Annotated in this window: 24 protein-coding genes; 5 read left to right on the top strand and 19 right to left on the bottom strand. The window is 55.4% G+C overall.

The window, feature by feature from the left end; translation table 11 throughout:
- Positions 1-18: 18 nt before the first annotated feature.
- Entirely contained in the window at positions 19-1,272 is a 1,254-nt protein-coding gene (glyA, locus tag COO59_RS12330) for a serine hydroxymethyltransferase (RefSeq protein ID WP_103060090.1), read from the bottom strand.
- A 320-nt stretch (positions 1,273-1,592) separates the two neighbouring features.
- Here glyA and hmpA point away from each other — a divergent pair, with 320 nt between their 5' ends.
- Positions 1,593-2,777, top strand: a complete 1,185-nt coding sequence (gene hmpA, locus COO59_RS12335; protein WP_103060091.1) for an NO-inducible flavohemoprotein — start codon at positions 1,593-1,595, stop codon at positions 2,775-2,777.
- Between the two features lie 38 nt (positions 2,778-2,815).
- Positions 2,816-3,508, top strand: a complete 693-nt coding sequence (locus COO59_RS12340; RefSeq protein ID WP_103060092.1) for an aspartate/glutamate racemase family protein — start codon at positions 2,816-2,818, stop codon at positions 3,506-3,508.
- A gap of 107 nt (positions 3,509-3,615) precedes the next feature.
- On the opposite strand, the gene glnB is transcribed toward COO59_RS12340, so the two are convergent.
- The 5 genes from glnB to purL form a co-directional block, all read right to left on the bottom strand.
- Entirely contained in the window at positions 3,616-3,954 is a 339-nt protein-coding gene (gene glnB, locus COO59_RS12345) for a nitrogen regulatory protein P-II (RefSeq protein ID WP_038624670.1), read from the bottom strand.
- 125 nt (positions 3,955-4,079) lie between these two features.
- On the bottom strand, positions 4,080-5,414 hold the full coding sequence (glrR, locus tag COO59_RS12350) for a two-component system response regulator GlrR (protein WP_103060093.1): 1,335 nt from the start codon (positions 5,412-5,414) through the stop codon (positions 4,080-4,082).
- Positions 5,414-6,142 (bottom strand): two-component system QseEF-associated lipoprotein QseG, encoded by a 729-nt coding sequence (gene qseG, locus COO59_RS12355; RefSeq protein ID WP_103060094.1) that lies wholly within the window; start codon positions 6,140-6,142, stop codon positions 5,414-5,416. The genes glrR and qseG overlap by 1 nt, the downstream gene beginning before the upstream one ends.
- 6 nt (positions 6,143-6,148) lie before the next feature.
- Complete coding sequence (locus tag COO59_RS12360) at positions 6,149-7,573, bottom strand: sensor histidine kinase (RefSeq protein WP_103060167.1); 1,425 nt, start codon at positions 7,571-7,573, stop codon at positions 6,149-6,151.
- 622 nt (positions 7,574-8,195) lie between these two features.
- The gene (gene purL, locus COO59_RS12365; RefSeq protein WP_103060095.1) at positions 8,196-12,086 is read right to left on the bottom strand and encodes a phosphoribosylformylglycinamidine synthase; all 3,891 of its coding nucleotides are present in this window, start codon (positions 12,084-12,086) and stop codon (positions 8,196-8,198) included.
- A 267-nt stretch (positions 12,087-12,353) separates the two neighbouring features.
- Here purL and mltF point away from each other — a divergent pair, with 267 nt between their 5' ends.
- A complete protein-coding gene (mltF, locus tag COO59_RS12370; protein WP_103060096.1) occupies positions 12,354-13,811 on the top strand; it encodes a membrane-bound lytic murein transglycosylase MltF in 1,458 nt (485 codons plus the stop codon).
- Positions 13,812-13,818: 7 nt separating this feature from the next.
- Here the strand turns inward: mltF and tadA are convergent, their stop codons facing one another.
- Complete coding sequence (tadA, locus tag COO59_RS12375; protein WP_103060097.1) at positions 13,819-14,334, bottom strand: tRNA adenosine(34) deaminase TadA; 516 nt, start codon at positions 14,332-14,334, stop codon at positions 13,819-13,821.
- Between the two features lie 59 nt (positions 14,335-14,393).
- On the bottom strand, positions 14,394-15,029 hold the full coding sequence (yfhb, locus tag COO59_RS12380) for a phosphatidylglycerophosphatase C (RefSeq protein ID WP_103060098.1): 636 nt from the start codon (positions 15,027-15,029) through the stop codon (positions 14,394-14,396).
- A gap of 231 nt (positions 15,030-15,260) precedes the next feature.
- Between yfhb and COO59_RS12385 the strand changes: the two genes are divergently transcribed.
- Together COO59_RS12385 and COO59_RS12390 are read left to right on the top strand one after the other, a co-directional pair.
- Positions 15,261-16,100: a MurR/RpiR family transcriptional regulator gene (locus tag COO59_RS12385; RefSeq protein WP_103060099.1), complete on the top strand. Its 840-nt coding sequence runs from the start codon at positions 15,261-15,263 to the stop codon at positions 16,098-16,100.
- Between the two features lie 58 nt (positions 16,101-16,158).
- Positions 16,159-16,413: a YfhL family 4Fe-4S dicluster ferredoxin gene (locus tag COO59_RS12390; RefSeq protein WP_103060100.1), complete on the top strand. Its 255-nt coding sequence runs from the start codon at positions 16,159-16,161 to the stop codon at positions 16,411-16,413.
- Between the two features lie 12 nt (positions 16,414-16,425).
- Here the strand turns inward: COO59_RS12390 and acpS are convergent, their stop codons facing one another.
- From acpS to rpoE, 11 genes are all read right to left on the bottom strand, one after another.
- Positions 16,426-16,806 carry a holo-ACP synthase gene (gene acpS / locus COO59_RS12395; RefSeq protein ID WP_103060101.1) on the bottom strand — a complete coding sequence of 127 codons (381 nt, stop codon included), beginning with the start codon at positions 16,804-16,806 and terminating at the stop codon, positions 16,426-16,428.
- On the bottom strand, positions 16,806-17,537 hold the full coding sequence (pdxJ, locus tag COO59_RS12400) for a pyridoxine 5'-phosphate synthase (protein WP_103060102.1): 732 nt from the start codon (positions 17,535-17,537) through the stop codon (positions 16,806-16,808). Before pdxJ ends, acpS begins: the two co-directional genes overlap by 1 nt.
- A gap of 59 nt (positions 17,538-17,596) precedes the next feature.
- Positions 17,597-18,331, bottom strand: coding sequence for a DNA repair protein RecO (recO, locus tag COO59_RS12405; protein ID WP_103060103.1), 735 nt, complete (start codon positions 18,329-18,331; stop codon positions 17,597-17,599).
- Positions 18,332-18,338: 7 nt separating this feature from the next.
- Complete coding sequence (gene era / locus COO59_RS12410; RefSeq protein WP_103060104.1) at positions 18,339-19,244, bottom strand: GTPase Era; 906 nt, start codon at positions 19,242-19,244, stop codon at positions 18,339-18,341.
- The gene (rnc, locus tag COO59_RS12415) at positions 19,241-19,921 is read right to left on the bottom strand and encodes a ribonuclease III (RefSeq protein WP_103060105.1); all 681 of its coding nucleotides are present in this window, start codon (positions 19,919-19,921) and stop codon (positions 19,241-19,243) included. Before rnc ends, era begins: the two co-directional genes overlap by 4 nt.
- Positions 19,922-20,050: 129 nt before the next feature.
- Positions 20,051-21,025, bottom strand: coding sequence for a signal peptidase I (lepB, locus tag COO59_RS12420; RefSeq protein WP_103060106.1), 975 nt, complete (start codon positions 21,023-21,025; stop codon positions 20,051-20,053).
- Positions 21,026-21,034: 9 nt separating this feature from the next.
- Positions 21,035-22,834, bottom strand: a complete 1,800-nt coding sequence (gene lepA, locus COO59_RS12425; protein WP_103060107.1) for a translation elongation factor 4 — start codon at positions 22,832-22,834, stop codon at positions 21,035-21,037.
- Positions 22,835-23,071: 237 nt separating this feature from the next.
- On the bottom strand, positions 23,072-23,539 hold the full coding sequence (gene rseC / locus COO59_RS12430; protein WP_103060108.1) for a SoxR-reducing system protein RseC: 468 nt from the start codon (positions 23,537-23,539) through the stop codon (positions 23,072-23,074).
- On the bottom strand, positions 23,536-24,492 hold the full coding sequence (rseB, locus tag COO59_RS12435) for a sigma-E factor regulatory protein RseB (protein ID WP_103060109.1): 957 nt from the start codon (positions 24,490-24,492) through the stop codon (positions 23,536-23,538). The genes rseC and rseB overlap by 4 nt, the downstream gene beginning before the upstream one ends.
- Positions 24,492-25,142 carry an anti-sigma-E factor RseA gene (gene rseA / locus COO59_RS12440; RefSeq protein ID WP_103060110.1) on the bottom strand — a complete coding sequence of 217 codons (651 nt, stop codon included), beginning with the start codon at positions 25,140-25,142 and terminating at the stop codon, positions 24,492-24,494. Before rseA ends, rseB begins: the two co-directional genes overlap by 1 nt.
- A gap of 30 nt (positions 25,143-25,172) precedes the next feature.
- On the bottom strand, positions 25,173-25,748 hold the full coding sequence (gene rpoE, locus COO59_RS12445; RefSeq protein ID WP_103060111.1) for an RNA polymerase sigma factor RpoE: 576 nt from the start codon (positions 25,746-25,748) through the stop codon (positions 25,173-25,175).
- Between the last annotated feature and the right edge of the window lie 6 nt (positions 25,749-25,754).

The raw sequence follows: 25,754 nt of genomic DNA on the forward strand, positions 1-25,754 counted from the left end.
AAAGCGAAAGAGGAACTATCAGGCGTAAACCGGGAAGCGGGCGCAAACTTCCAGCACTTTCTGCTTCACGCGTTCGATGGTCGCTTCATCATTGATATTATCCAGCACGTCCACAATCCAGCCGGCCAGTTCACGAACTTCGGCCTCTTTAAAGCCGCGACGGGTCACCGCTGGCGTACCGATACGGATACCGGAAGTGACAAACGGGCTTTTAGGATCGTTCGGCACGCTGTTTTTGTTAACGGTAATGTTAGCGCGGCCCAGAGCGGCATCCGCTTCTTTACCGGTGAGGTTTTTATCGACCAGATCCAGCAGGAACAGGTGGTTGTGCGTGCCGCCGGAAACCACGTTGTAGCCGCGCTCCAGGAAGACTTCGACCATTGCCCTGGCGTTCTTAGCCACCTGCTGCTGATAAACCTTAAACTCCGGCTCCATCGCTTCTTTCAGCGCAACGGCTTTACCGGCGATAACATGCATCAGCGGGCCGCCCTGTCCGCCGGGGAAAACGGCAGAGTTAAGCTTTTTATACAGATCTTCGTCACCGCCCTTCGCCAGGATCAGACCGCCACGCGGGCCCGCCAGCGTTTTGTGGGTGGTCGTGGTAACAATATGCGCATGCGGAACCGGGTTCGGATAAACGTCTGCGGCAATCAGACCGGCAACGTGCGCCATATCAACAAACAGGTAAGCGCCAACGCTATCGGCGATTTCACGCATTTTTGCCCAGTCGCACACGCCGGAATAGGCGGAGAAGCCGCCGATGATCATTTTCGGCTTGTGCTGCTGCGCCAGCGAAGCCAGCTCGTCATAATCAATTTTGCCCGTCTCATCGATGCCGTAAGGCACGACGTTATACAGCTTGCCGGAGAGGTTTACCGGAGAGCCATGCGTCAGGTGACCGCCGTGCGCGAGATTCATACCTAAAATGGTATCGCCAGGCTGCAGCAGCGCGGTATAGACCGCAAAGTTTGCCTGTGAACCAGAATGCGGCTGGACGTTGGCATAATCGGCGCCGAACAGCGCTTTGGCGCGATCGATCGCCAGCTGTTCAACAATATCCACATACTCACAACCGCCATAGTAGCGTTTGCCCGGATAGCCTTCGGCATATTTATTGGTCAGCTGTGAACCTTGCGCCTGCATAACGCGCGGGCTGGTGTAGTTTTCTGAAGCAATCAGTTCAATGTGCTCTTCCTGACGAACTTTTTCTTGCTCCATCGCTTGCCACAACTCGGCATCGTAATCGGCAATGTTCATATCTCGCTTTAACATCCGCATCTCCTGACTCAGCTAACTTTTAACGGCACTGTATGGCCCTGACGGGCGAAGGCCAACAGTGTAAACCGTTTTACCGGTGGAAGCATAGCCTCGCGGCTGGCTTTTTACGCAAACGATTGGCTTTAGCGCAGACAAGGCTTCCAGCCCGATTTAACCCACGCTTTTATCACGACGGTTATTCAACCGCCGCGTGCATATTTTTCATAATTGATAACCCTGGCAACCTTTATTTTTGCGGGTCTATTTACAAATATCGACAAAAGCAATTAACATGCATTTAAAATGCAACTTATAAAGCAAACCGGAGAGCCACCATGCTTGATGCCCAAACTATCGCTACCGTTAAATCCACTCTGCCCGCCGTCGCGGCGACTGGACCTGCGCTGACCGCTTACTTTTATGACCGGATGTTTACGCATAATCCGGAACTGAAAGATGTGTTTAACATGAGCAACCAGCGCAATGGCGATCAACGTCAGGCCTTATTTGATGCCATTTGTGCTTACGGCGCCAACCTTGAAAATCTGGCGGCCCTGCTGCCTGCCGTCGAGCGCATCGCGCAGAAACACACCAGTTTTTCCATTAAACCAGAGCAGTATCAGATTGTCGGTAAACACCTGCTGGCGACCATTGATGAAATGCTGAATCCGGGCCCGGAAGTGCTGGATGCCTGGGCCAAAGCCTACGGCGTGTTGGCCAACGTGTTTATCCAGCGCGAAGAAGAGATTTATCATGAGAACGAAGAAAAACAAGGCGGCTGGCGCGGTACACGTCCTTTCCGCATTAGCGCTATTCAGCAGCAGAGCGAAGTGATTAAAAGCTTTACGCTGACGCCGGTAGATGGCAAACCGGTAGCGGATTTTAACCCCGGCCAGTATCTGGGCGTGCATGTTCAGGACTCTGACTTCGCTAACCATGAAATCCGTCAATATTCTCTGACCCATGCGCCAAACGGCCAGGATTATCGCATCGCCGTGAAACATGAGCAGCTGGGTACGGTTTCCGGCTGGCTGCATGCGAAAGCGAAAGTCGGCGACGTGGTTAATCTGACGGCACCGGCCGGTGACTTTTTCCTGCAGGTAGAGCCGACAACGCCCGTTACCCTGATCTCAGCAGGCGTAGGCTTAACGCCAATGCTGGCAATGCTGCATGCCCTTGCCAAACAACGGCATCAGACGCCGGTAAGCTGGCTGCATGCGGCAGAAAATGGCGCTCGCCACGCGTTTGCCGACGAAGTGGCACAAACCGGCGCGCAGCTTCCTCATTTCAGCAGCTATGTCTGGTATAGCAACCCGCAGGACGAAGATGCCGGACGCTTTAGCGCTCAGGGCACGATGAATCTGGCCGCCGTTGCCGCCGAGCTGGCCGAAACCCGTCGCCACTATTATCTCTGCGGCCCGGTGAGCTTTATGCAGTTTGTCGCTCGTCAGCTGCTGGATGCCGGCGTACCGAATCAGCATATTCATTATGAGGTGTTTGGTCCGCACAAAGTAGTTTAAGCTGATGCGCTGAGTCTGGGTATTTACGCGGGTGAAGCATGAAAACGATCGGTTTGCTGGGCGGTATGAGCTGGGAGTCAACGGCGCTCTACTACAAAATTATCAACCAGGGCATCAATGCGCAGCTTGGCGGTTTGCACTCCGCCAGGCTGGTGATGTACAGCGTCGATTTTTATGAAATAGAGCAGTTGCAGGCGGCGGGCAACTGGCAGGAAGCAGGCGAAAAGCTGGCGACGGCTGCCCGCTCTCTGCAGGCGGCGGGCGCTGATTTTATCGTGCTGTGTACCAATACCATGCATAAAGTCGCGCCAGCGATCGCCTCGGCGGCCGCGCTCCCGCTGCTACATATTGCAGACGCCACGGCCGAAGCGATTAAAACGGCCGGCCTGGGCAAAGTCGGCCTGTTAGGTACCCGCTTTACCATGGAGCAGGCGTTTTATAAACAGCGACTGCAAACCGAATATGGGATTGACGTGCTGATCCCGGATGAAAGCGGACGCGAAACCGTGCATCAGGTTATCTATCAGGAGCTGTGCCTGGGCCATATTAATGCCGCCTCACGCGAGAAATATCGCGCAGTGATGGCGGATCTGGTCGCTCAGGGAGCGGAAGCCATTATTATGGGCTGTACGGAAATCACGCTGCTTATCGATCAACAGGATGCTACGGTTCCGCTGTTTGACACGACGCAAATTCATGCCGAAGCCGCCGTTGCGCTGGCGCTGGCCTGACAAAAAGCCAGCCCCGGTCGGGCGCTGGCTCAGACTGCGGCTTTTTCAAAACGCGATAGAGCCCAGGCAAAAGAGTCAGGCGTCCTGGGCTTTTTTAGCGAACAGGATTAGATCGCCTCTTCATCTTCTTCGCCGGTACGGATACGCACCACGCGCGCTACATCATATACAAAGATTTTACCGTCGCCGATTTTGCCGGTTTGCGCCGTCTGCATAATGGTATCGACGCAGGTATCGACAATATCGTCAGCAACGACGATTTCAATTTTTACTTTCGGCAGAAAGTCGACCATATACTCCGCGCCGCGATAGAGTTCCGTATGCCCTTTCTGGCGACCAAACCCTTTTACTTCAGTTACGGTCATCCCGGTGATGCCCACTTCAGCCAGCGCCTCGCGAACATCATCGAGCTTGAACGGTTTGATAATTGCGTCAATCTTTTTCATAACGGACCCTTTTTCTCTCCCTCCGTGGCCGGACGGGTAATACTCAGTATATGTGCGCCAGACACGCCCTCTGTTTTCGCCAGCTAAGCTAACATATCTGGCCGCGTGAACGGCACTAAAAACTATTACTCTTTGAAATCGTTAGCATCCAGCTCATGACGCGCCAGCAGCTTATAAAATTCGGTGCGATTGCGCCCTGCCAGCCTTGCGGCATTGGTAACGTTGCCCTTCGTCATTTGCAGCAGTTTACGCAGATAGTTCAGTTCAAACTGATTGCGCGCCTCGACAAACGTCGGCAGCACTGTGTTTTCGCCCGCCAGCGCCTGCTCCACCAGCGCCTCGCTAATTACCGGCGCGGAGGTCAACGCAACGCACTGCTCAATGACATTAACCAGCTGGCGTACATTGCCGGGCCAGCTGGCGCTCATCAGACGTTTCATCGCATCGGTCGAGAAGCTGCGTACAAAGGGCTTATGTCGCTCTGCCGCCTGGCGTAGCAGATGGTTAGCCAGCAGCGGAATATCCTCAGCACGCTCATGCAGCGCCGGGATTTTCAGGCTTACCACGTTCAGACGGTAAAACAGATCTTCGCGAAATTCCTGTTTCGCCATCGCTTTCGGCAAATCACGATGGGTGGCGGAAAGAATGCGCACGTTAATATCCAGATCGCGGTTGCTGCCCAAAGGCCGCACCTTCCGCTCCTGCAGCACGCGCAGCAGCTTGATCTGTAGCGTTTGCGGCATATCGCCTATTTCATCTAAAAATAACGTTCCGCCTTCGGCTGCCTGAAATAATCCTTCACGCGCGCTAACCGCCCCGGTAAATGCGCCTCGGGCATGACCAAACAGCTCCGATTCCAGCAGCTGCTCCGGCAATGCGCCGCAGTTAATCGCGATAAAAGGCTTACCGGCACGCGGGCTGGCTGCGTGAATCGCCTTAGCCAGCACCTCTTTGCCGGTGCCGCTTTGCCCGTTAATCAGCACGCTGACGTCCGATTGCGCCACCATAAGCGCCTGCTCCAGCAGGCGCTGCATCAGCGGGCTGCGGGTAACGATTGCTTCACGCCAGGCATCGTTGCTGGCCGGCGCGCTGTGCGCCATCGCCTCATCAATCGCCTTATAGAGCGCGTCCCGATCGACGGGCTTGGTGAGAAAGCTGAATACGCCCTGACGCGTGGCCGAAACCGCCTCTGGTATCGAACCATGCGCCGTCAGGATAATTACCGGCAGGCCGGGATGCAGCTTCTGAATTTCACCGAACAGCGCCAGGCCATCCATTTCATCCATGCGCAGATCGCTGATAACCAGATCGACTTTCTCTTTATTAAGCTGACGCAGCGCGTCTGGCCCGCTGCTGGCCGTAGCGACCTGAAAGCCTTCGCTGGTCAGGCGCATACCTAATAGTTTCAGCAGCGCGGGATCGTCATCAACCAGCAGCAGACGGGCAGAGTTACGTGGCATTATTGCGCCTCTTTTTCATGACTGTTTTCACCTGATGGCGCGGAGGCCGCACCAGCGCCGCTCTCATCGGAATGACTATTATCAGAGACATCAGGCGACTTACGCGAAGAGAGCTGTCGCTCAATATCGGTCAGCGTCTCCAGCTTGCGACGCGTCTCCTTCAGCTCCCGGCTCAGGCTGAGCTGCTTTTGCCGCAGGGCATCAAGCTGGCTATCGCTGGTCTGCTGCAGATGATGATAGCGCGTACGGCTTTCGGATAAATCCAGCTGGGCCGCCTGATTATTACGCCACAGCTGGAGTAGCGGGCGTACCGAACCGGGATAAGCCACGCTAAAACTGTCCAGCTGCTCTACGTACTGACGGCGCTCAACCGGCGTGACGTTGCCATTGTCCAGCAGGATCCCCTGCTTAAAACTATTTTGCCAGTTAGTGGCGGGCCAGCCGTGCGCCTCCGCCCGCGCCTGTACCGGTGATAGCCGCGCGGCGCAATCAATGGCGCGCATCCAGTACAGCGGATTTTTAATACTGTTGCCGTCATCAATGTGCCAAACGCGGGCGCAATCAACGGCCAGATAATCAACGATATTAATTTTTGGCTCAGGCGGCGTTGCAGCCTGACGTGGTAAAACGCTGTGTATTGGCTGCTGACAGGCAACAACCAGTAAGGCCGGCAGCAGCAGCAGACGACGGCCAAAACGTTGTGCGGCAGAGAATGTAAATATTGTCATTAGCTATCATTTCCCGGCGCTCAAATTAAGTTCAATACGAAAGCAAACATCGGCCTGCTCCGTGGTTATAAGCTGCAGATCGCCCTGCATACGTCGCAGGCAGTCTTTGGCAATGCTAAGCCCCAGACCGCTGCCTTTGACGGCACCTTTACGCTGCTGGCTCCCCTGGAAAAAAGGCTCAAAGATCATTGCCTGTTCTGCTACAGGGATCGGCGTGCCGGTATTAGCAATATCAATCCATACCCGATTGCCCTGTTTTTGACTGCGCAGCCAAATGGTACCGGATTCGCTGCCGTAATATACAGCGTTGGAATAGAGATTATCGATCACCCGCATCAGCAGCATCGGTTCGGCGCGACAGGTAGTAACCTGCAGATCCACCTCAGTTTGCATCAATTTGCTACGGGCCGGGAGCGCATGCGCGTCAACTACGCTGTGAATGATTTCCGCCAGGTTCACCGTTTCCAGCGGCTGCGGACTGTCAGCCAGCTTGCGGTTGTAGTCAAGCAGCTGCTCGATCAGACGCTGCAGATGACGGCTGCTGCCGTCCAGGATGGTGACCACCTCTTTTTGATCGGCGGTCAGCGGGCCGGCCACCTCATCCGCCAGCAGCTCGGTGCCTTCACGCATGCTGGCCAGCGGCGTTTTCAGTTCGTGGGAAATATGCCGTAAAAACTCATGGCGCTGTGACTCCAGCCATGCCAACCGCTCGCTTAACCACAGAATACGCTGGCCCAGCGCCCGAATTTCACGCGGGCCTTTAAAGCTGACCATATTGCCCAGCGGTCTGCCCTCGCCCAGCCGGTTGATCATTCGCTCGACGCCTTTTACCGGTCCGATAATCATGCGGGTAAACAGCAGTACCAGCCCCAGCGTCACAATAAACAGCAGTAGCGCCTGCCAGCCAAAGAACTGACCGCGTTCGGCGATTTCCCGCTGCAGCTGTAAGCCGCGTGAAAAGGCGGTTTCACGCGTGGCCTGTACCATCTGCGCATTCGCGCCGGAAAACGTCGCCAGGCTCTCCGTGGCGGTGCTGACCGGGTTACTGTTCAGGCAGTGCAGCTGTTCCAGCTGGGTCAGCGCCTGACGCAGGCTCTGCCAGGCGCGCAGGTCGGGCAATACCTGGGCGTGGGCATCCAGCATCTGGGAATAACGCGCGCGTTGGGTCTGATACAGCCGCGCCAGCATCGGATCGCCAAGAACGCAATATTGACGATAGCTGCGCTCCAGCTCCAGCGCGGTGCGCGCCATAGCTTCACTGCGCCGAACGTCAGTTAACGTTGTGCGATTGGTATCAGCAGCCTGCTGGCTGAGCGCAGAAAGGCTTTCCCATGCTTGCCAGGCAAGCACCAGCAGCGGCAGCAATACCAGCAGAAACGCCATCAGCACCAGCTGACGCAGGGAACGAGGGAAAAAACGCCAGGTTTTCACATGCATTATCCTTATTGAAGTGAGGATGATGCTAGCGAACAACGCGGCGGGAGGAAAGCCTGAAACCAGGGAGACAACAGGAAACGCGGCAATGGCCGCAGAAATGAAAACGGCAGAGCCGAAGCCCTGCCGTTCCTGATGCGATGAGGTTTCACCGCATTACAATTAGGTGGTGCCTAACTCAACGTTGCGCCCGGTGTTTGATAAAGTCGCAAGCGAACTGTTATCGGTACGTGGACGGCAGGCACCGTTTTGTGCGTCATTCGGCGTTTTATGAAGCGCTTGACCGCGTTAGCAGGGCTGTCATAAGGAGGTGAATGAGCCACTACGGATATAATAGCAAATAATATGCCAACTTTAAAAGTATTATCTAACTGGCTAATTAGCAAAGCTTTATAAGAACAGCCGTCCAACAAAAGCGCCTTAAACCAGATAAGCGGCGTGTTTCTGTCGCTTATCAGCAACAGCCGACACCGATCATGCAATAGCAATGCAATATCAACTAGTTATATGTCTCCGTTTAGAGACACCCCAGAGCCCGCATTGTCGCGGTTTAGCAACAACGGCGCTGGAAATAAAAAAACCGCACCGGAAACCGGTGCGGCTGATAATGGGGAATAAATTATCCCAGCTGTTTACGCGCGTTACGGAAAATACGCATCCACGGACCGTCTTCGCCCCACTCGGCCGGATGCCAGGAGTTGCTCACGGTACGGAATACGCGTTCCGGATGCGGCATCATAATGGTCACACGGCCGTTTTCACTGGTGACGGCGGTAATTCCGTTTGGCGAGCCGTTAGGGTTCGCCGGGTAGTTTTCGGTTACCTTGCCGTAGTTATCGACAAAACGCAGCGCCACCACGCCTTTTGCTTCCATTGCGGCAAGATGAGCATTGTCACGCACCTCGACGAAGCCTTCACCGTGCGATACGGCAATCGGCATACGCGAACCGGTCATGCCCTCCAGCAACAGTGACGGACTGGCCGCCACCTCAACCAGGCTGAAGCGCGCTTCAAAACGCTCGGACTGGTTGCGTACAAAGCGCGGCCATAGTTCGCTGCCTGGGATCAGCTCACGCAGGTTAGACATCATCTGACAGCCGTTACAGACGCCCAGCGCCAGGGTTTGCGGGCGATGAAAGAACGCTTCGAACCGATCGCGTACGCGGCTGTTAAACAGAATTGATTTCGCCCAGCCTTCGCCTGCGCCCAGCACGTCGCCATACGAGAAACCGCCGCAGGCTACCAGCGCCTGCATCTCTTCCAGGCCGATACGTCCTGCCAGCAGATCGCTCATATGTACGTCCACCGCATCAAAACCGGCGCGATGAAAAGCAGCGGCCATTTCAACGTGCGAGTTGACGCCCTGCTCACGCAGCACGGCTACTTTTGGCCGTGCGCCGCGGGCAATAAAGGGAGCGGCGATATCCTCCTGCGGCTTAAAGGTAAGATGAACGTTTAGCCCCGGATCGTTATCATCTTTTTTCGCTTCATGTTCGCGATCGGCACAGTCCGGGTTATCACGCAGGCGCTGCATTTGCCAGGTCGTTTCTGCCCACCAGACGCGCAGCGTAGAGCGGCTCTCGCTGTACACGGCGTTATCGCCCGCGCGAATCACGAAACGATCGCCCGGCAGCGCCTTGCCAAGGTAGTGAACGCAGTCGCTCAGACCATGTTCGCCCAGCAGCGCTTCTACCGCTGCGCGATCCTGCGCGCTCACCTGAATCACTGCGCCCAGCTCTTCATTAAACAGCGCCGCCAGCGCATCCGCGCCCAGCGTCCCGATGTCCGCCTCGATACCGCAGTGGCCGGCAAACGCCATTTCCGCCAGCGTTACCAGCAGGCCACCGTCGGAGCGGTCATGATAGGCCAGCAGTTTTCCAGCCTGAACCAGCGCCTGCATCGCCCTGAAAAACCCTGCCAGCTGCTGCACGTCGCGCACGTCGGCCGGCTTATCGCCCAGCTGACGGAACACCTGCGCCAGTGCAGTAGCTCCTAACGCGTTATGTCCTTTACCCAGATCGATAAGCAGCAGCGCGTTATCTTCTGCCGCCTGCAGCTGCGGCGTTACCGTACGGCGCACATCTTCAACGCGGGCAAAGGCGGTAATGACCAGTGACAGCGGCGCGGTGATTTCACGCTGTTCATTATTTTGCTGCCAGCGGGTTTTCATCGACATCGAGTCTTTACCCACCGGAATGGTCAACTCCAGCGCCGGACACAGCTCTTCGCCGATAGCTTTTACCGCATCGTACAGGCCAGCATCTTCGCCTGGATGTCCGGCGGCGGCCATCCAGTTAGCCGAGAGTTTCACGCGTTTCAGTGCGCCAATATCGGTTGCCGCCAGGTTAGTCAGCGCCTCTCCCACCGCCAGGCGCGCCGAGGCCGCAAAGTCCAGCAGCGCGACCGGCGCACGCTCGCCAATGGAAAACGCTTCGCCATGATAGCTGTCGAGGCTGGCGGTAGTGACCGCACAGTTAGCGACCGGTATCTGCCACGGGCCGACCATCTGGTCGCGTGCAACCATACCGGTTACGCTGCGATCGCCAATGGTGATCAGGAAGGTTTTCTCCGCCACGGTCGGCAGATGTAACACGCGTTTAACCGCCTCTTCCAGCGTAACGCCGTCGCGTACCAGCGCTTCTCCCTGCGCCTGCTGACGGCTTACGTCGCGCGTCATCTTCGGCGTTTTACCCAGCAGGAGATCCAGTGGCATATCGATAGGCTGATTGTCGAAATGGCTATCGGCAAGCGTTAAATGCTGTTCTTCCGTCGCTTCACCAATCACCGCGTACGGCGCGCGTTCACGCTGGCACAGGCGATCGAACAGCGCCAGCTTGTCTGGCGATACCGCCAGCACGTAGCGCTCCTGCGATTCGTTACACCAGACTTCAAGCGGGCTCATGCCCGGCTCATCGTTAAGAATATCGCGCAGGTTGAAACGCCCGCCGCGTCCGCCGTCGCTTACCAGCTCCGGCATCGCATTCGACAGGCCGCCAGCGCCGACATCATGAATAAACAGAATCGGGTTCTGCTCACCCAGCTGCCAGCAGCGGTCGATAACCTCCTGACAGCGCCGCTCCATTTCCGCGTTATCGCGCTGCACTGAAGCAAAATCGAGATCGGCATCGGACTGGCCGGAAGCCATCGACGAGGCGGCGCCACCGCCCAGGCCAATATTCATCGCCGGCCCACCCAGCACGATCAGCTTCGCGCCAACGCTGATTTCCCCTTTCTGCACGTGATCGGCCCGGATATTACCGATACCGCCCGCCAGCATAATCGGCTTGTGGTAGCCGCGCAGCTCGATGCCATTATGGCTGTTCACGCGCTCTTCGTAAGTACGGAAATAACCGTTCAGCGCCGGACGACCAAACTCATTATTGAATGCCGCGCCGCCCAGCGGGCCGTCGGTCATAATGTCCAGCGCGCTGACAATACGATCGGGCTTGCCGAAATCCTCTTCCCACGGCTGTTCAAAGCCGGGAATACGCAGGTTGGAAACCGAGAAGCCCACCAGCCCCGCTTTCGGCCTGGCGCCGCGGCCGGTGGCGCCTTCATCGCGGATTTCGCCGCCGGAGCCGGTCGCCGCGCCCGGCCAGGGCGAAATAGCGGTTGGATGGTTATGGGTTTCCACCTTCATCAAAATATGGGTGGGTTCCTGATGGAAATCGTAAACGCCCTGCTGCGCATCCGCATAGAAGCGTCCCACCGCCGAGCCTTCCATCACCGCCGCGTTATCTTTATAGGCTGACAGCACATAGTCTGGCGTGGCGGCGAAGGTGTTTTTAATCATTTTGAACAGGGATTTCGGCTGCGATACGCCATCAATCACCCAGTCCGCATTGAAAATTTTATGGCGGCAATGCTCAGAGTTAGCCTGAGCAAACATATACAGCTCTATATCGTTCGGGTTGCGCCCCAGTTTTTCGAACGCCGCCAGCAGATAGTCGATTTCATCATCGGCTAACGCCAGGCCCAGCTTCTGATTAGCCGCTTCCAGCGCCGCACGGCCCTGCGTCAGAATATCAACGCTCTGCAGCGGCTGCGGCTGTTGCTGCACAAACAGTTTTTCCGCTGCGTGTAGTTCGCTAAACACCGTTTCCATCATGCGATCGTGCAGCAGCGCGGCCAGCTGCGGCCATTGCGCTGCGGTTAGCTGCGGCGCTTGCACATAAAAAGCCAGCCCGCGCTCAAGACGACGCACCTGCGGCAAATCGCAGTTGTGGGCGATGTCGGTGGCTTTAGAAGACCAGGGAGAAATGGTGCCCGGACGGGGCGTTACCAGCAGCAAACGCCCTTGTGGCGCATGTTCGGCGAGAGAAGGGCCGTATTTCAGCAGACGTTGCAGGCGGGCTTTTTCTTCTGCGTTCAGCGGTGCGCTGACATCGGCAAAATGGACATACTCGGCGTAAATATCACTCACCGGCAGGTGAGCGTCCTGAAAACGGGTCAGCAGTTTGTTTACACGAAATGCCGACAGAGCGGGCGAACCACGCAGAATTTCCATCATTAAGATCTCTCGTCTTCGAAGCGCCGGAGGACGCTTCTTTGGGCGCAACAGGGAAAACGGACGATATTATAAAGAAACGGGGTCGCTAACGAAACCGTTTGCGTGGAAATTTCCGCGCTGCGAAATAGCCTGAAAATTGCGCGATTCCTGCTATTAAAGTTGCTCTATGCCGCTTTGTTGCGCAAAATGCCCCACGCTCTGGGATTTAATAGATAACAAACGCTGCCCGAAGAGACAGAGGCCTGAGAGCCACCGAGAGATAACTATTTGAAACGCCTGAAAATTAATTATCTGCTTATCGGGTTGATCACCGTGCTGCTGGCAGTAGCGCTTTGGCCAACCATCCCGTGGTACGGCGGGACGCAGGATAAAATTGCGCAGATAAAATCGCGGGGAGTGCTACGAATTAGTACCATTAATTCTCCGCTGACTTACTACACCGTCAATAACGCACCGGCCGGAATGGATTACGAGCTGGCGAAGCGATTCGCCGATTATCTGGGCGTGACGCTGCAGGTTACCGTGCGGCAGAATCTGAACGACCTGTTCGACGATCTTGATGATGGCGATGCCGATCTGCTGGCTGCCGGCCTGATCTATAACAGCGAGCGGCTGGCGCGCTTTCGTACCGGCCCCAGCTATTATTCTGTCTCGCAGCAGCTGGTTTACCGCATCGGCACGCCGCGTCCGAAGAATCTTGGCAACCTTAAAGGACGGCTAACGGTTGCTTCCGGTTCCGCCTATATGACCACGCTGCGCAACATAAAAGAAAGCCAGTATCCCGATCTGGACTGGGCTATCTCTACCGATCAGGGACCGAAAGCGTTGCTGGAAGCGGTAGCGGAAGGCGAGCTTGATTATACCATTGGCGATTCCGTCACCATCGGCCTGCTGCAACGTATCCACCCGCAGCTGGCGGTGGCGTTTGATATTACCGATGAAGAGCCCGTAACCTGGTATATGCAGCGCAATACGGATGACAGCCTGTACGCCGCGATGCTCGACTTCTTTAGCCAGATGGAAGAGGAAGGTGCGATGGCCCGGCTGGAAGAGAAGTATCTTGGCCATGTCGGCGCTTTTGACTATGTCGATACCCGCACTTTTCTGCGCGCGATTGACGATATTCTGCCCGCTATCAGGCCACTGTTTGAACGCTATGCGACCGAAATAGACTGGCGGCTGCTGGCGGCTATCTCTTATCAGGAGTCGCACTGGAACCCGCAGGCAACCTCGCCAACCGGCGTGCGCGGTCTGATGATGCTGACACGCAACACCGCCGACAGCCTGGAGGTGAGCGATCGTCTCGATCCGGAGCAGAGTATTCGCGGCGGCAGTGAATATCTGCAGCGCATGATGGAAAAAGTCCCCTTTTCCGTGCCGGAAGATGAACGTATCTGGTTTGCACTGGCGGCCTATAACATGGGTTACGCTCATATGCTGGACGTGCGTAAGCTGACCGAAAAACAGGGCGGCAATCCAGATAGCTGGGCAGACGTTAAGCTACGTCTGCCGATGCTGAGCCAGAAACGCTACTACAGCCAGACCGCCTACGGCTATGCACGGGGTCACGAAGCCTATAACTACGTGGAGAATATCCGCAAGTACCAGCTCAGCCTGGTTGGCTACCTGCAGGAGCAGGAGAAAAAGCTGGCCCAGCGCAAAGCGCTGGAAGCAGCTATCGGAGACGGGTATCCGGCGGTAGCGCCTGATATAGCCATGAATTAAAGCGGCCTCAGGAGTGATGCGCCTGCTGCTGCGCCTCACGTTGCGCCAGGCGCTGCGCACGTTTTTGTTCGCGACGCATGCGGAAAAAATCGCTGAGCATGGCGGCACATTCGTCAGCCAGCACGCCATGCTCCACCTTAACCTGGTGGTTCATGCCCGGATGCCCCAAAATATCCATCAGCGAACCGGCCGCGCCGGTTTTTTCATCTCTGGCACCAAACACCAGCCGGCCAATGCGGCTATGAACAATCGCGCCGGCGCACATAATGCACGGCTCCAGCGTGACATAAAGCGTGGTATCCAGCAGGCGATAGTTTTCCAGCACTTTGCCCCCCTGACGCAACGCCATCATTTCAGCGTGCGCCGTCGGATCGTGCTGGCCGATTGGCCGGTTCCAGCCTTCGCCAATCACCTGTTCGCCCTGTACCAGCACTGCTCCTACCGGAACTTCGCCCTGTTCACGCGCCCGAAGCGCCAGCTGCAATGCATAGCGCATCCAGTATTCATCACTTGTTTCGCTCACAGTACTCTCCAGCGGAAAAATGCGGCAGGCATTATAACCAAACCTGATAGCGGACCAAATTATTCCAGCTGTTGCAGTTCGCCAAGCGGCGTAACGCGCCAGCGGTGCTGGCAAAAGTACAACAGCGGGTTGTCCTGCTTGCTGTCGCTATAGCCGCTATAGAGCTGTAACGGTGTACCGATTTTTTCTTCCAGCTGCACGACCTTCTCATGACCAAGGCAGCGCAGGCTAAGGATCCGTCCGCCCCAGCCTCGCTGCATCTGACTGGCGATAAGCTTAACGCGCGGCAGAAAGGCGGAATCGAAATAAACCTGCTCCACCAGCGGCTGCGGCGAGCCGGTGATCAGCCAGACATCGGCATCCTCGCTGCTGAGATAGTCGGTTAATCGCTGCACTACCACCGGAAACGCCACCACTCGCTGGCGGAACCAGCGGGCAAAGTTCGCCTCCCGGCGCTGTAGCGCCGCTTCGCTGTGGCCAAAGGTAACAGACCATAGCAGCAGGCTCATCGGCCAGCGCGCCGCGCGTCCCTTTATCAACAATCCGGCACCGACCACCGGCAGCAACGGCACCACCAGCAGCAAATTAAGCGGTTGTCGCCACAGCAGATAGCGTATAAAGGTGCCAAACATATCCTGTTGATGTAAGGTGCCGTCCAGATCGAAAAATACCACTCGTCTTTGCGAGTCCGCCATTAAACCGCTCTCCTTCAATCAGCCTTTCGCCTCAGCATTCATTAGTGTAGACAGTAGCAGCCAACGCTGGCTAACGGCAGCGCCATTGCAATGTAATTTGGCTTCCGCTTTGATCCGCGTTATAAAATTACATAAACAATGCTTTATGCTTATTCTTCAGCGGGTAAGTAGCTAAAGCGGCGTGCAGGCCCGCTTCTTTTAGCTGGCTATATCAATCTGAAGGAGTCTGCCATGAGTGCCCTGTTACGCATCCGCCAACTCTATTCCGGGCTGGCGCTGAATGAGCGTCGTCTGGCCGATTATCTTCTGGCGCAGCCCGCGCATGCCTGTCAGCTTAGCTCGCCGCGGCTGGCGCAGGAGGCGGGCGTCAGTCAGTCCAGCGTGGTTAAATTTGCGCAAAAGCTGGGCTATAAAGGTTTCCCGGCGCTAAAGCTGGCGCTGAGTGAATCTTTGCAGGCAAAAGAGGCGATTACGGTACATAACCATATTCTTAGCGGCGATCCGCTAAAAGTGGTCGGCGAAAAGCTGTTTACGGAAAAGGTTTCCGCTATCCGCGCCACGCTGGATATTAACAGCGAAGATAAGCTGCTGGAGACGCTCGATCTGATGAAGCGCGCCGATCGAATTGTGCTGGTCGGCATGGGCGCATCGGGCCTGGTGGCGAAGGATTTTTCATGGAAGCTGATGAAAATCGGCATTAGCGCGGTAGCCGAACAGGATATGCATGCGTTGCTGGCCAGCGTGCAGGCGCTGCGCGCCGGAGATTTGCTGTTGGCCATTTCCTACAGCGGCGAACGACGAGAGATCAATCTTGCCGCGCAGGAAGCGGTTCGCGTGGGCGCCTATGTGCTGGCTTTTACCGGTTTTACGCCGAACACGCTGCAGCAGTGCGCCACCCACTGTTTGTATACCGTGGCGGAAGAACAGAGCACGCGCAGCGCCGCGATTTCCTCCACCTCGGCCCAGCTGGCGCTGACCGATCTGCTGTTTATGGCGCTGGTGCAGCAGGATGCCGAGCGTGCATCCAACTATATTCGTCACAGCGAGTCGCTGGTAAAAAAACTGGTATGATCTGTTAGCGGGCGTATAATGACCGCGCTTTACGCTATTCAGACAGGACCGGAGCATCATGGCGTTACTGATTACCAAAAAATGCATTAACTGCGATATGTGCGAACCGGAGTGTCCTAACCAGGCGATCTCAATGGGCGATGAAATTTACGTTATCGATCCCTGGCTGTGTACCGAATGCGTGGGGCATTACGATACGCCGACCTGTATGAGCGTCTGTCCGATCGATAACACCATCGTGACCGATCCAGCGCAGCAGGAAAATCGTGAACAGCTGTGGGAAAAGTTTGTGCTTATCCACCACGCAGTATGAGGCGTTTCCGCCTCAACCTTCGATAATCACCGTTGCACAGGCGTAGTGACGCTCATCGGCCAGCGTGACGTGAACGTTTTGCACGCCCAGCTTTGTCGCCAGCTCCGCCGCCTGCTGAAAAAAGCGTAGCTCCGGCTTGCCCAGCGCATCGTTATAGACTTCAAACTGATTAAACGCCAGGCCGCCGCGAATACCGGTGCCGAATGCTTTCGCCGCCGCTTCTTTGACGGCAAAACGTTTGGCGAGAAAACGCACCGGCTGCTGGTGCGTCTGATACTGCTGCCACTCGTTTTCACTTAGCACGCGGCGCGCCAGGCGATCGCCCGAACGACTTATCACCCCTTCGATACGCTCAATTTCGACAATATCGGTGCCCAGTCCGAGAATAGCCATTAGCGACGCGCTTCCCGCATCAGCTGCTTCATCTCTTTTACCGCATCCGCCAGGCCGCTCATCAAAGCACGACCAATAATGGCGTGCCCGATATTCAGCTCGTGCATTTCCGGCAGCGCGGCGATCGGCAGGACGTTATGATAGGTTAAGCCATGACCGGCGTTGACTTTCAGTCCTTTTGACGCCGCATAGCTGGCCGCCTGACGAATACGCGTCAGCTCTGCGTCACGCGCGCTGCCCTCTGCTGCCTCGGCGTAAGCGCCGGTATGAATTTCAATATAGGGCGCGCCCGTTGCGACGGCAGCATCAATCTGCCGCTCATCGGCGTCAATAAACAGGGAAACCTGAATGCCCGCCGCGCTCAGACGCTGTACCGCTGCGCGAATGTGCGCCTGCTGGCCTGCTACGTCCAGACCGCCTTCGGTGGTGACTTCCTGACGCTTTTCCGGCACCAGGCAGCAGAAATGCGGCTGCAGCTCACAGGCAATGGCTAACATCTCTTCCGTAACCGCCATCTCCAGATTCATGCGCGTTTCAATGGTCTGCCGCAGCAGACGCACGTCGCGATCGATAATATGACGGCGATCTTCACGCAAATGTACGGTAATGCCGTCGGCGCCCGCCTGTTCGGCAACAAAAGCCGCCTGAACCGGATCGGGATATTGGGTGCCGCGGGCGTTACGCACGGTGGCGATATGATCGATATTGACGCCTAATAACAACTCAGCCATGACAATCCTCAGAATGTTGCGGTTATTCAGGTAGCGAAACGCCTCGGCGCTCGCGTTATTTACTCCTGGCGATCCGGCGTTTCAGCGCGCTTTTTCGGAATAAACTGGCGGAACAGTTCCTGGCTTTTTAACGGTTTGCCACCCAGCCACGGTTTTAGCGCCATACGGGTAAAGCGTTTTGCCGCGCGCAGCGTATCGCCATCCGGAAAATCACGCTCAGCGAGCGCTCGCAGCTGTCGTCCGGTAAAGCTGCGTTGGTTAATCACCAGGCTGGCGATAAACCCTTTTTCTTCACGATAGCTGTAGGTCATGCCATCTTCAATCCCCTCTCCTGTGCCGGCACAGTGCAGGAAATCGACGCCATAACCTAAATGACCGAGCAGCGCCAGCTCAAACCGACGCAGCGCCGGTTCCGGGCTGCCGTTGGCCTGCGCCAGAGACTGGATGCAGTGGAGATAATCAAAGAAGAGTTCGGGAAAGGGCGTTTCATGCTCCAGCACGCGCGCCACCAGCTCGTTAACATACAGGCCGCAGTACAACGTGGTGCCGCTTAAGGGCAAAGCCAGCGAGACCGCCTCCACATTGCGCAGCGTTTTAACTTCGCCGCGACCGCCCCAGCGAACCAGCAGCGGCGTGAAAGGCTGTAGCGCCCCCTTGAGATGGGAGCGCTTAGAGCGCGCGCCTTTGGAAATAACGCGCACCCGACCATGATTTTCGGTAAACAGATCCAGCATCAGGCTGGTTTCGCTCCAGGGCCGCCCATGCAGGACAAAAGCGCGCTGCCAGCCTTCCATTCAGCAATCAGAGGTCGTCAACATAGCCCAGACTACGCAGCGCACGCTCGTCATCTGCCCAGCCAGACTTCACTTTAACCCACAGCTCAAGATGCACTTTCATCTCAAACAGCTCTTCCATATCCTTACGGGCTTCAATACCGATGGTTTTGATTTTGGCGCCTTTATTGCCAATCACCATCTTCTTCTGGCCTTCACGTTCAACCAGAATCAGGCCGTTAATATCATAGCCGCCGCGCTCGTTGGTAATGAAGCGTTCGATCTCAACCGTTACCGAATAGGGCAGCTCGGCGCCCAGGAAACGCATCAGCTTTTCACGAATAATTTCCGACGCCATAAAGCGCTGCGAGCGATCGGTAATGTAATCTTCCGGGAAGTGATGTTCAGCTACCGGCAGACGCTTACGTACAATGCTGGCGATGGTATCGACATTTTTACCGCTTTCCGCTGAAATCGGCACCATATCCATAAACTCCATCTGCTCGCTCAGGAACTGCAGGTGCGGCAGCAGGATAGATTTATCGGTAATGTTATCGACTTTATTGATGGCCAGCAGAACCGGCACTTTGTTCTCTTTCAGCTTGTTGAGAACCATTTCATCATCCGCCGTCCAGCGCGTGCCTTCCACGACAAAGATGATCAGCTCTACGTCGCCAATTGAGCTACTGGCGGCGCGGTTCATCAGGCGGTTAATGGCCCGCTTCTCTTCGATGTGCAGGCCGGGCGTATCGACATAAATCGCCTGATATGCGCCTTCGGTATGGATCCCCATAATACGATGACGCGTGGTTTGCGGTTTACGCGAGGTAATGGAAACCTTCTGCCCCAGCAACTGGTTCAGCAGCGTCGATTTCCCAACGTTGGGGCGGCCGACAATCGCAATAAAGCCGCAGTGCATCTGTTGTTCGCTCATTCGAGTCCTAACTTAATCAGCGCCTGTTCGGCCGCTGCCTGTTCAGCTTTACGACGGCTTGAACCGGTGCCAACCACCGGCTCCGCCATGCCGCTCACCTGACAGTGAATGGTAAATTCCTGATCGTGCGCTTCGCCACGCACCTGCACCACCAGATAGGAGGGCAGCGGTAGATGACGACCCTGCAGATACTCCTGCAGACGCGTTTTTGGATCTTTTTGTTTGTCGCCTGGGCTAATCTGATCCAGACGGCTTTGATACCAGTTCAGGATCAGCTGCTCTACGGTCTGAATATCGCTGTCGAGAAACACGCCGCCGATCAGCGCCTCAACGGTATCGGCAAGGATCGATTCACGACGGAATCCGCCGCTTTTCAGCTCGCCAGGCCCCAGACGCAGGCATTCGCCTAAATCAAACTCGCGCGCCATCTCAGCCAGGGTATTTCCCCTTACCAGCGTCGCGCGCATACGGCTCATATCGCCTTCATCCACGCGGGGAAAGCGGTGATAAAGCGCATTAGCAATAACAAAGCTCAGGATGGAATCGCCAAGAAACTCAAGACGCTCGTTGTGCTTACTGCTGGCACTCCGGTGAGTTAATGCCTGTTGCAGCAGATCCTGATGAGTAAAAGTGTAGCCCAGCTTTCGCTGAAGCTTATTAATGAGGATGGGATTCATGCGATACCAATTTCAATAATGCGTCAATTATGCTGCATACGAAACAGGGCTGACAGCGGCCAACGCTAAACAGTTTCGTTTGCAGTGGCTTCCCGCAGACGGGAAGCCATCCTTTTACTTACGGCAGCCTTAGTGGATGCCGCCAATACGACTCAGGCGAACGCCGGTTGGCCATTCACCTTCCTGTTTTTCAAAGCTCATCCAGATAGCGGTCGCTTTGCCAACCAGGTTTTTCTCCGGTACGAATCCCCAGTAACGGCTGTCAGCGCTATTATCCCGGTTATCGCCCATCATAAAATAATGGCCTGCGGGAACAACCCAGCTCGCCTGCGGCTGTCCCGGCTGCTGATAATACATGCTGGCCTGACTTTGCGCTTCTGTTACCAATAAAATATTATGGGTTACGTCACCCAACGTTTCTTTACGGGCTGCCAGACGCAGGCCACCGGGCATGGTTTGCCCCTGCGGCACCTGCCAGAAACCGTTGCCGGATTCATTACCATCAAAACCGCTAAAGGTCTGGATAAAGTTACTGGGCGCCACGTCCGAATAGGTGATCGGCAGCGCTTTATCACAGGATTTACCGCTAGCACAAGCCGGATTCACCGTCAGCGTTTTGTTCAGCGCGTCATAGGTCACGCGATCGCCAGGCAGGCCAATAACGCGCTTGATATAGTCCAGGCTCGGATCTTTCGGATATTTAAAGACGGCAATATCACCGCGCTTTGGATGCCCGGTCGGAATCAATGTCGTCTGGGTAATGGGATCTTTAATGCCGTAGGCAAATTTCTCTACCACGATAAAATCGCCAATCAGCAGCGTCGGCATCATTGAACCTGAAGGGATCTGGAATGGCTCATAAATAAACGAGCGCACCACAAATACCACCGCCAGCACCGGAAATACCGATGCCGCCGTTTCCACCCAGCCTGGCTGCTTCGCCACTTTCGCCAGCGTTTTATCATCAAGCGAACTGCCGGTTTGCGCCTGGGCCTGAGCCTGCTGCGCACGACGGGCTGGCGCCCATTTAAACCTGTCGATACACCAGATAATGCCGGTAATCAGCGTTGCTAGCGCCAGAATCAGGGCAAACATATTAGCCATCAGATATCCTTATTTACTCTCTTTGCCCACGTGCAGAATGGCCAGGAACGCTTCCTGCGGCAGCTCAACGTTGCCGACCTGCTTCATGCGTTTCTTACCTTCTTTCTGCTTCTGCAACAGTTTCTTCTTACGGCTTACGTCGCCGCCGTAGCATTTGGCAAGTACGTTTTTACGCAGCTGTTTCACCGTCGAACGGGCAATAATGTGGTTGCCGATCGCCGCCTGAATCGCAATATCAAACTGCTGGCGCGGGATCAGATCTCTCATCTTTTCTACCAGCTCGCGACCACGATACTGCGAGTTTTCACGGTGGGTGATCAGCGCCAGCGCATCAACGCGTTCGGCGTTAATCAATACGTCTACGCGCACCATGTCAGACGCCTGGAAACGCTTGAAGTTATAGTCCAGCGACGCGTAACCGCGTGAGGTGGATTTCAGACGATCGAAGAAGTCCAGCACCACTTCCGCCATAGGAATGTCATAGGTCAGCGCAACCTGGTTGCCGTGATAAACCATATTGGTTTGTACGCCGCGTTTCTCAACGCACAGCGTAATCACGTTGCCCAGATACTCCTGCGGCAGCAGCATATGACACTCTGCGATCGGCTCGCGCAGCTCGTTAATGTTATTTAACGGCGGCAGCTTGGAAGGGCTATCGACATATACGGTTTCACCGCTGATGGTTTCCACTTCATACACTACGGTCGGCGCGGTAGTAATCAGGTCGAGATCGTATTCACGCTCCAGACGCTCCTGAATGATTTCCATATGCAGCAGGCCAAGGAAGCCGCAGCGGAAACCAAAACCAAGCGCCGTTGAGCTTTCCGGCTCATAGAACAGCGAGGCATCGTTCAGGCTCAGTTTGCCCAGCGCATCGCGGAAGGCTTCATAATCGTCTGAGCTTATCGGGAACAGACCGGCGTAAACCTGCGGCTTCACTTTTTTAAAGCCGGGCAGCGCTTTTTCCGCCGTATGTTTCGCACCGGTTAAGGTATCGCCTACCGGCGCGCCAAGAATATCTTTAATCGCACAGACCAGCCAGCCTACTTCGCCGCAGTTCAGCACGTCGCGATCGACCTGCTTCGGCGTGAAAATCCCCAGGCGATCGGCGTTATAAACCTGGCCGGTGCTCATGACCTTGATTTTTTCGCCCTTGCGCAGCGTGCCGTTTTTGATACGTACCAGCGACACCACGCCCAGATAGTTATCAAACCAGGAGTCAATGATCAGCGCCTGCAGCGGCGCACTCGGATCGCCTTCCGGCGGCGGAATATCACGTACCAGACGCTCCAGCACTTCCGGCACGCCAACGCCGGTTTTTGCCGAGCAGCGCACCGCATCCGTCGCGTCGATGCCGACAATATCTTCAATTTCCTGCGCCGCGCGATCGGGGTCGGCCGCCGGCAGGTCAATTTTGTTCAGTACCGGCACCACTTCCAGATCCATTTCAATGGCGGTATAGCAGTTAGCCAGCGTTTGCGCTTCCACGCCCTGCCCTGCATCAACCACCAGCAGCGCACCTTCACAGGCGGCAAGAGAACGCGATACCTCATATGAGAAGTCAACGTGGCCTGGAGTGTCGATAAAATTGAGCTGGTAAGTTTCACCGTTTTGCGCTTTGTAATCGAGCGTCACGCTCTGCGCTTTGATGGTGATGCCGCGTTCACGCTCCAGATCCATTGAGTCCAGAACCTGCGCAGCCATTTCACGATCGGTTAAGCCGCCGCAAATCTGAATCAAACGATCTGATAAGGTCGATTTGCCGTGGTCAATGTGCGCGATGATCGAAAAGTTTCTTATATGCTTCATTATGGAGGTTATTCTGCCTTACAAATGCTGAAACTCTCGCGATACAACCTCAGGAGAGCGTGGAATATCACAGGCGGAGACGGCCCGAATGGCGCATTGTACACGACATATCAGGGTGGTGGAATCATCGCGCCGGGAGATAAAGCAAGGAAAACGGGATGATAGCGTATTTGCCGTAAGGGAGGTGAAAAAAAGCGCAAGACATTAGCCGAACGAGACGAATCGTTCGGCTGAGATTTAATGGGATTCTTGCTCAACCCGGAGCACATCGGGCGGCAGCATGATATTCAGAATCACCGGCTGGAAGGCCTCGCCCTCGCCAAAACGCATAGAAACACCTTTGGCAACGATAAAGCCGCCGATTCCGCCTAATAGCGCGCCACAGGCAGCGGCCAGATCGGTATGGAATAGCATCTGAAACAGCCCGGCCAGCAAAAATAGCCCCAACAGCGGCGTCATATAGACCAGCAGCGCTGAGCTTAGCAGGCTGCTCTCGCGAATGCCCAATTCAACCCGCTGACCAGGCTGCAGTGGCTTTTCGCTGGCGATCTGCATCACGTGCGCATTTTTTGGCCCCAGCTTGTTCAGCATTGCGCTGCCGCAGCCTTTGCGCGCTGAACAGCTGTTACAGGAGGTTTTCACTTCCGAGTGGAGCGTGGCGATGCCGTCCTGCCACGCAACCACGGTGGCCCATTCTCTCATCATCGTTGTGTACCTAAGCTAATACTGTCGGCGATACGCTTCGCCGTAGAAGGCGGCAATTCGCCAACAATCGTGATCTCAATATCGTTGCGGGTGACAGTTTGCACCGTGCGACGGCCGGTACGCAACAACTGCGTGGTACTGCTTTTATCCGCCGGGCTGACGTTGATGGAAAAACTAAACAGCCCGTCTGAATAAAGCCTTGATTCCACTGGCTTATTAAGCGAAGGCAGCGCGCGTCGGCTTTGAGCCACTTCTTTCATGCCTGCAGGCAGCCAGGCAGGCTGCCAGTTAAAGGAGACTTTTTGCGCCTCCGGCACTGACAGCGACGGCGGCAGATTGGCCTTTTCCAGACCCTGCAACAAATTGCGCACGCCTTCATCAACGGCAAAGCTGACTACGCGATATTGCTCAAGCGTTTCGCCGTCGCGATCGAGCAGATCGATACGCAACGGCAGTTTGGTTTCGCTATCCAGCCACACAATGTAGCTGTAACGCGTACCGTCACGCGCCACAATACGAACCACTTCGCATAACTGATCGGCAATACGCGTGCGCCCTACCGGCACAAAATCATAGCTGGTGGTTAAATGTTTAAAATCGGCGTAAACCAGAGAGGGCAGCGCATCAACGATATGCGAGCCGGGCAAAGAAAAAGGCTCCAGTCCCGGTTCAAAATAACTAATATCTTTGCCACGCTGAATCACTTCCCGACGCGGTCCATCCATCTGCAACAGCTGCGCATAAATCTTGTTATCAATTATCGCGTGACGATAGCGTAACGATTCAATACCCAGCCGGGAAACGTTAATGTAGGCGAGTTCATAATTAAGAGATTGGCTGGCCTGTTCCATCTGTTGCAACAACGCCCCGGATGCAGTTTCCTGCGCCGGGGCGATGGACGAATAAAACAGGCCGCCAGCCAAAAGGCTAACGGCACACCAGAGTTGCTTCATTACTGCTGCTGTATTCCTAACGACTGATTTCCTGGAACCTGAACCTGCGCCTGCTGCGGGCCGTTCGAATCAAACTGCATCTGTTCAGTATGTAAGCGACGCTGCAATTCGTAATCCTGCAGCATTGCATTTACCCGACGACGCTGCTCTTGCACTTGCTGGCTGGCGTTGTTGGTATCAAAACTGTCAGAAGGGACGCCCAGACTAACCGGAGAAGCCTTGCCCATCATCGGAAGCGTATTGAATACGGGCGCTTCAGAAGCCTGACCGACATCCTGCGGCTGGTTATAATGCTGCACGCCGACAATAACCGCCAGAGAGACACAGGCTGCAACCCCAACCTGGGTAATTTGCGCAGCCCAGGGGCGCATTTTTTTCCAGAAGGGCATTTTTTCCCAGCGCGCAGGCTCTGGCTGCGCTTCCGGGATAAGCGTTGCTACATTACGCGCGGGTTCCTGTTCGATAGCGGCGGCAACGCGCGCGGCAATATCAAAATGAACGGTTTCGCCCACGTCACCACGCAACGTATCGCGGATAAGATGATAGCTTTCCCATCTTTGTTGCAGTGTAGCGTCTTTAGACAATGCGGAAATCACTTCGTTGTCCAAAGTTTCGCCATCCATTAAAGCGGAAAGTTTTTCTTTCTGCATGCCTTAGTACCCTTCCTGTATCCGTTATCTCTAACGTTGGATAAGTGGTTGAACTTTGTTATCAATGGCCTCTCGGGCGCGAAAAATGCGCGAGCGGACGGTGCCGACCGGACAATCCATGATGGCGGCTATCTCTTCATAGCTTAAACCATCCAGCTCTCGTAGCGTGATCGCCATACGCAGGTCTTCCGGAAGCGACTCAATGGTACGGAACACTATCTGTTTCAGTTCATCAGACAACATTAAATTCTCAGGGTTCGATATTTCTTTCAGCGCCCCGGCGCTTTCAAAATTTTCAGCCTCCATCGCGTCCACATCACTGGACGGCGGACGTCGCCCCTGCGCAACTAAATAGTTTTTCGCGGTGTTAACGGCAATACGGTACAACCAGGTATAAAATGCGCTATCGCCGCGGAACGAATCCAGCGCACGATACGCTTTGATAAAAGATTCCTGTACCACATCGGGTACATCGCCTGACGGTACGTAGCGCGAAACCAGGCTCGCCACTTTATGCTGGTAACGTACAACCAGTAAATTGAATGACTTCTGATCTCCTTTCTGTACCCGCTCAACGAGAATCTGATCCGTTAATTGCTCGCTCATCCGAGG

Source organism: Mixta theicola, from assembly GCF_002895925.1.
In the GTDB taxonomy this organism is placed as follows: Bacteria; Pseudomonadota; Gammaproteobacteria; order Enterobacterales; family Enterobacteriaceae; genus Mixta; species Mixta theicola.

Excerpts from the sequence above, each read along its gene's own strand:
- acpS (WP_103060101.1), bottom strand. The coding sequence starts at position 16,806 with ATGGCTATTCTCGGACTGGGCACCGATATTGTCGAAATTGAGCGTATC.
- rpoE (WP_103060111.1), bottom strand. The coding sequence starts at position 25,748 with ATGAGCGAGCAATTAACGGATCAGATTCTCGTTGAGCGGGTACAGAAA.
- COO59_RS12385 (WP_103060099.1), top strand. The coding sequence starts at position 15,261 with ATGAGTGCCCTGTTACGCATCCGCCAACTCTATTCCGGGCTGGCGCTG.
- rnc (WP_103060105.1), bottom strand. The coding sequence starts at position 19,921 with ATGAATCCCATCCTCATTAATAAGCTTCAGCGAAAGCTGGGCTACACT.
- glnB (WP_038624670.1), bottom strand. The coding sequence starts at position 3,954 with ATGAAAAAGATTGACGCAATTATCAAACCGTTCAAGCTCGATGATGTT.
- rseB (WP_103060109.1), bottom strand. The coding sequence starts at position 24,492 with ATGAAGCAACTCTGGTGTGCCGTTAGCCTTTTGGCTGGCGGCCTGTTT.
- lepB (WP_103060106.1), bottom strand. The coding sequence starts at position 21,025 with ATGGCTAATATGTTTGCCCTGATTCTGGCGCTAGCAACGCTGATTACC.
- hmpA (WP_103060091.1), top strand. The coding sequence starts at position 1,593 with ATGCTTGATGCCCAAACTATCGCTACCGTTAAATCCACTCTGCCCGCC.
- rseC (WP_103060108.1), bottom strand. The coding sequence starts at position 23,539 with ATGATGAGAGAATGGGCCACCGTGGTTGCGTGGCAGGACGGCATCGCC.
- glyA (WP_103060090.1), bottom strand. The coding sequence starts at position 1,272 with ATGTTAAAGCGAGATATGAACATTGCCGATTACGATGCCGAGTTGTGG.
- COO59_RS12340 (WP_103060092.1), top strand. The coding sequence starts at position 2,816 with ATGAAAACGATCGGTTTGCTGGGCGGTATGAGCTGGGAGTCAACGGCG.
- era (WP_103060104.1), bottom strand. The coding sequence starts at position 19,244 with ATGAGCGAACAACAGATGCACTGCGGCTTTATTGCGATTGTCGGCCGC.
- COO59_RS12390 (WP_103060100.1), top strand. The coding sequence starts at position 16,159 with ATGGCGTTACTGATTACCAAAAAATGCATTAACTGCGATATGTGCGAA.
- yfhb (WP_103060098.1), bottom strand. The coding sequence starts at position 15,029 with ATGGCGGACTCGCAAAGACGAGTGGTATTTTTCGATCTGGACGGCACC.
- recO (WP_103060103.1), bottom strand. The coding sequence starts at position 18,331 with ATGGAAGGCTGGCAGCGCGCTTTTGTCCTGCATGGGCGGCCCTGGAGC.
- purL (WP_103060095.1), bottom strand. The coding sequence starts at position 12,086 with ATGATGGAAATTCTGCGTGGTTCGCCCGCTCTGTCGGCATTTCGTGTA.
- rseA (WP_103060110.1), bottom strand. The coding sequence starts at position 25,142 with ATGCAGAAAGAAAAACTTTCCGCTTTAATGGATGGCGAAACTTTGGAC.
- lepA (WP_103060107.1), bottom strand. The coding sequence starts at position 22,834 with ATGAAGCATATAAGAAACTTTTCGATCATCGCGCACATTGACCACGGC.
- pdxJ (WP_103060102.1), bottom strand. The coding sequence starts at position 17,537 with ATGGCTGAGTTGTTATTAGGCGTCAATATCGATCATATCGCCACCGTG.
- qseG (WP_103060094.1), bottom strand. The coding sequence starts at position 6,142 with ATGACAATATTTACATTCTCTGCCGCACAACGTTTTGGCCGTCGTCTG.
- glrR (WP_103060093.1), bottom strand. The coding sequence starts at position 5,414 with ATGCCACGTAACTCTGCCCGTCTGCTGCTGGTTGATGACGATCCCGCG.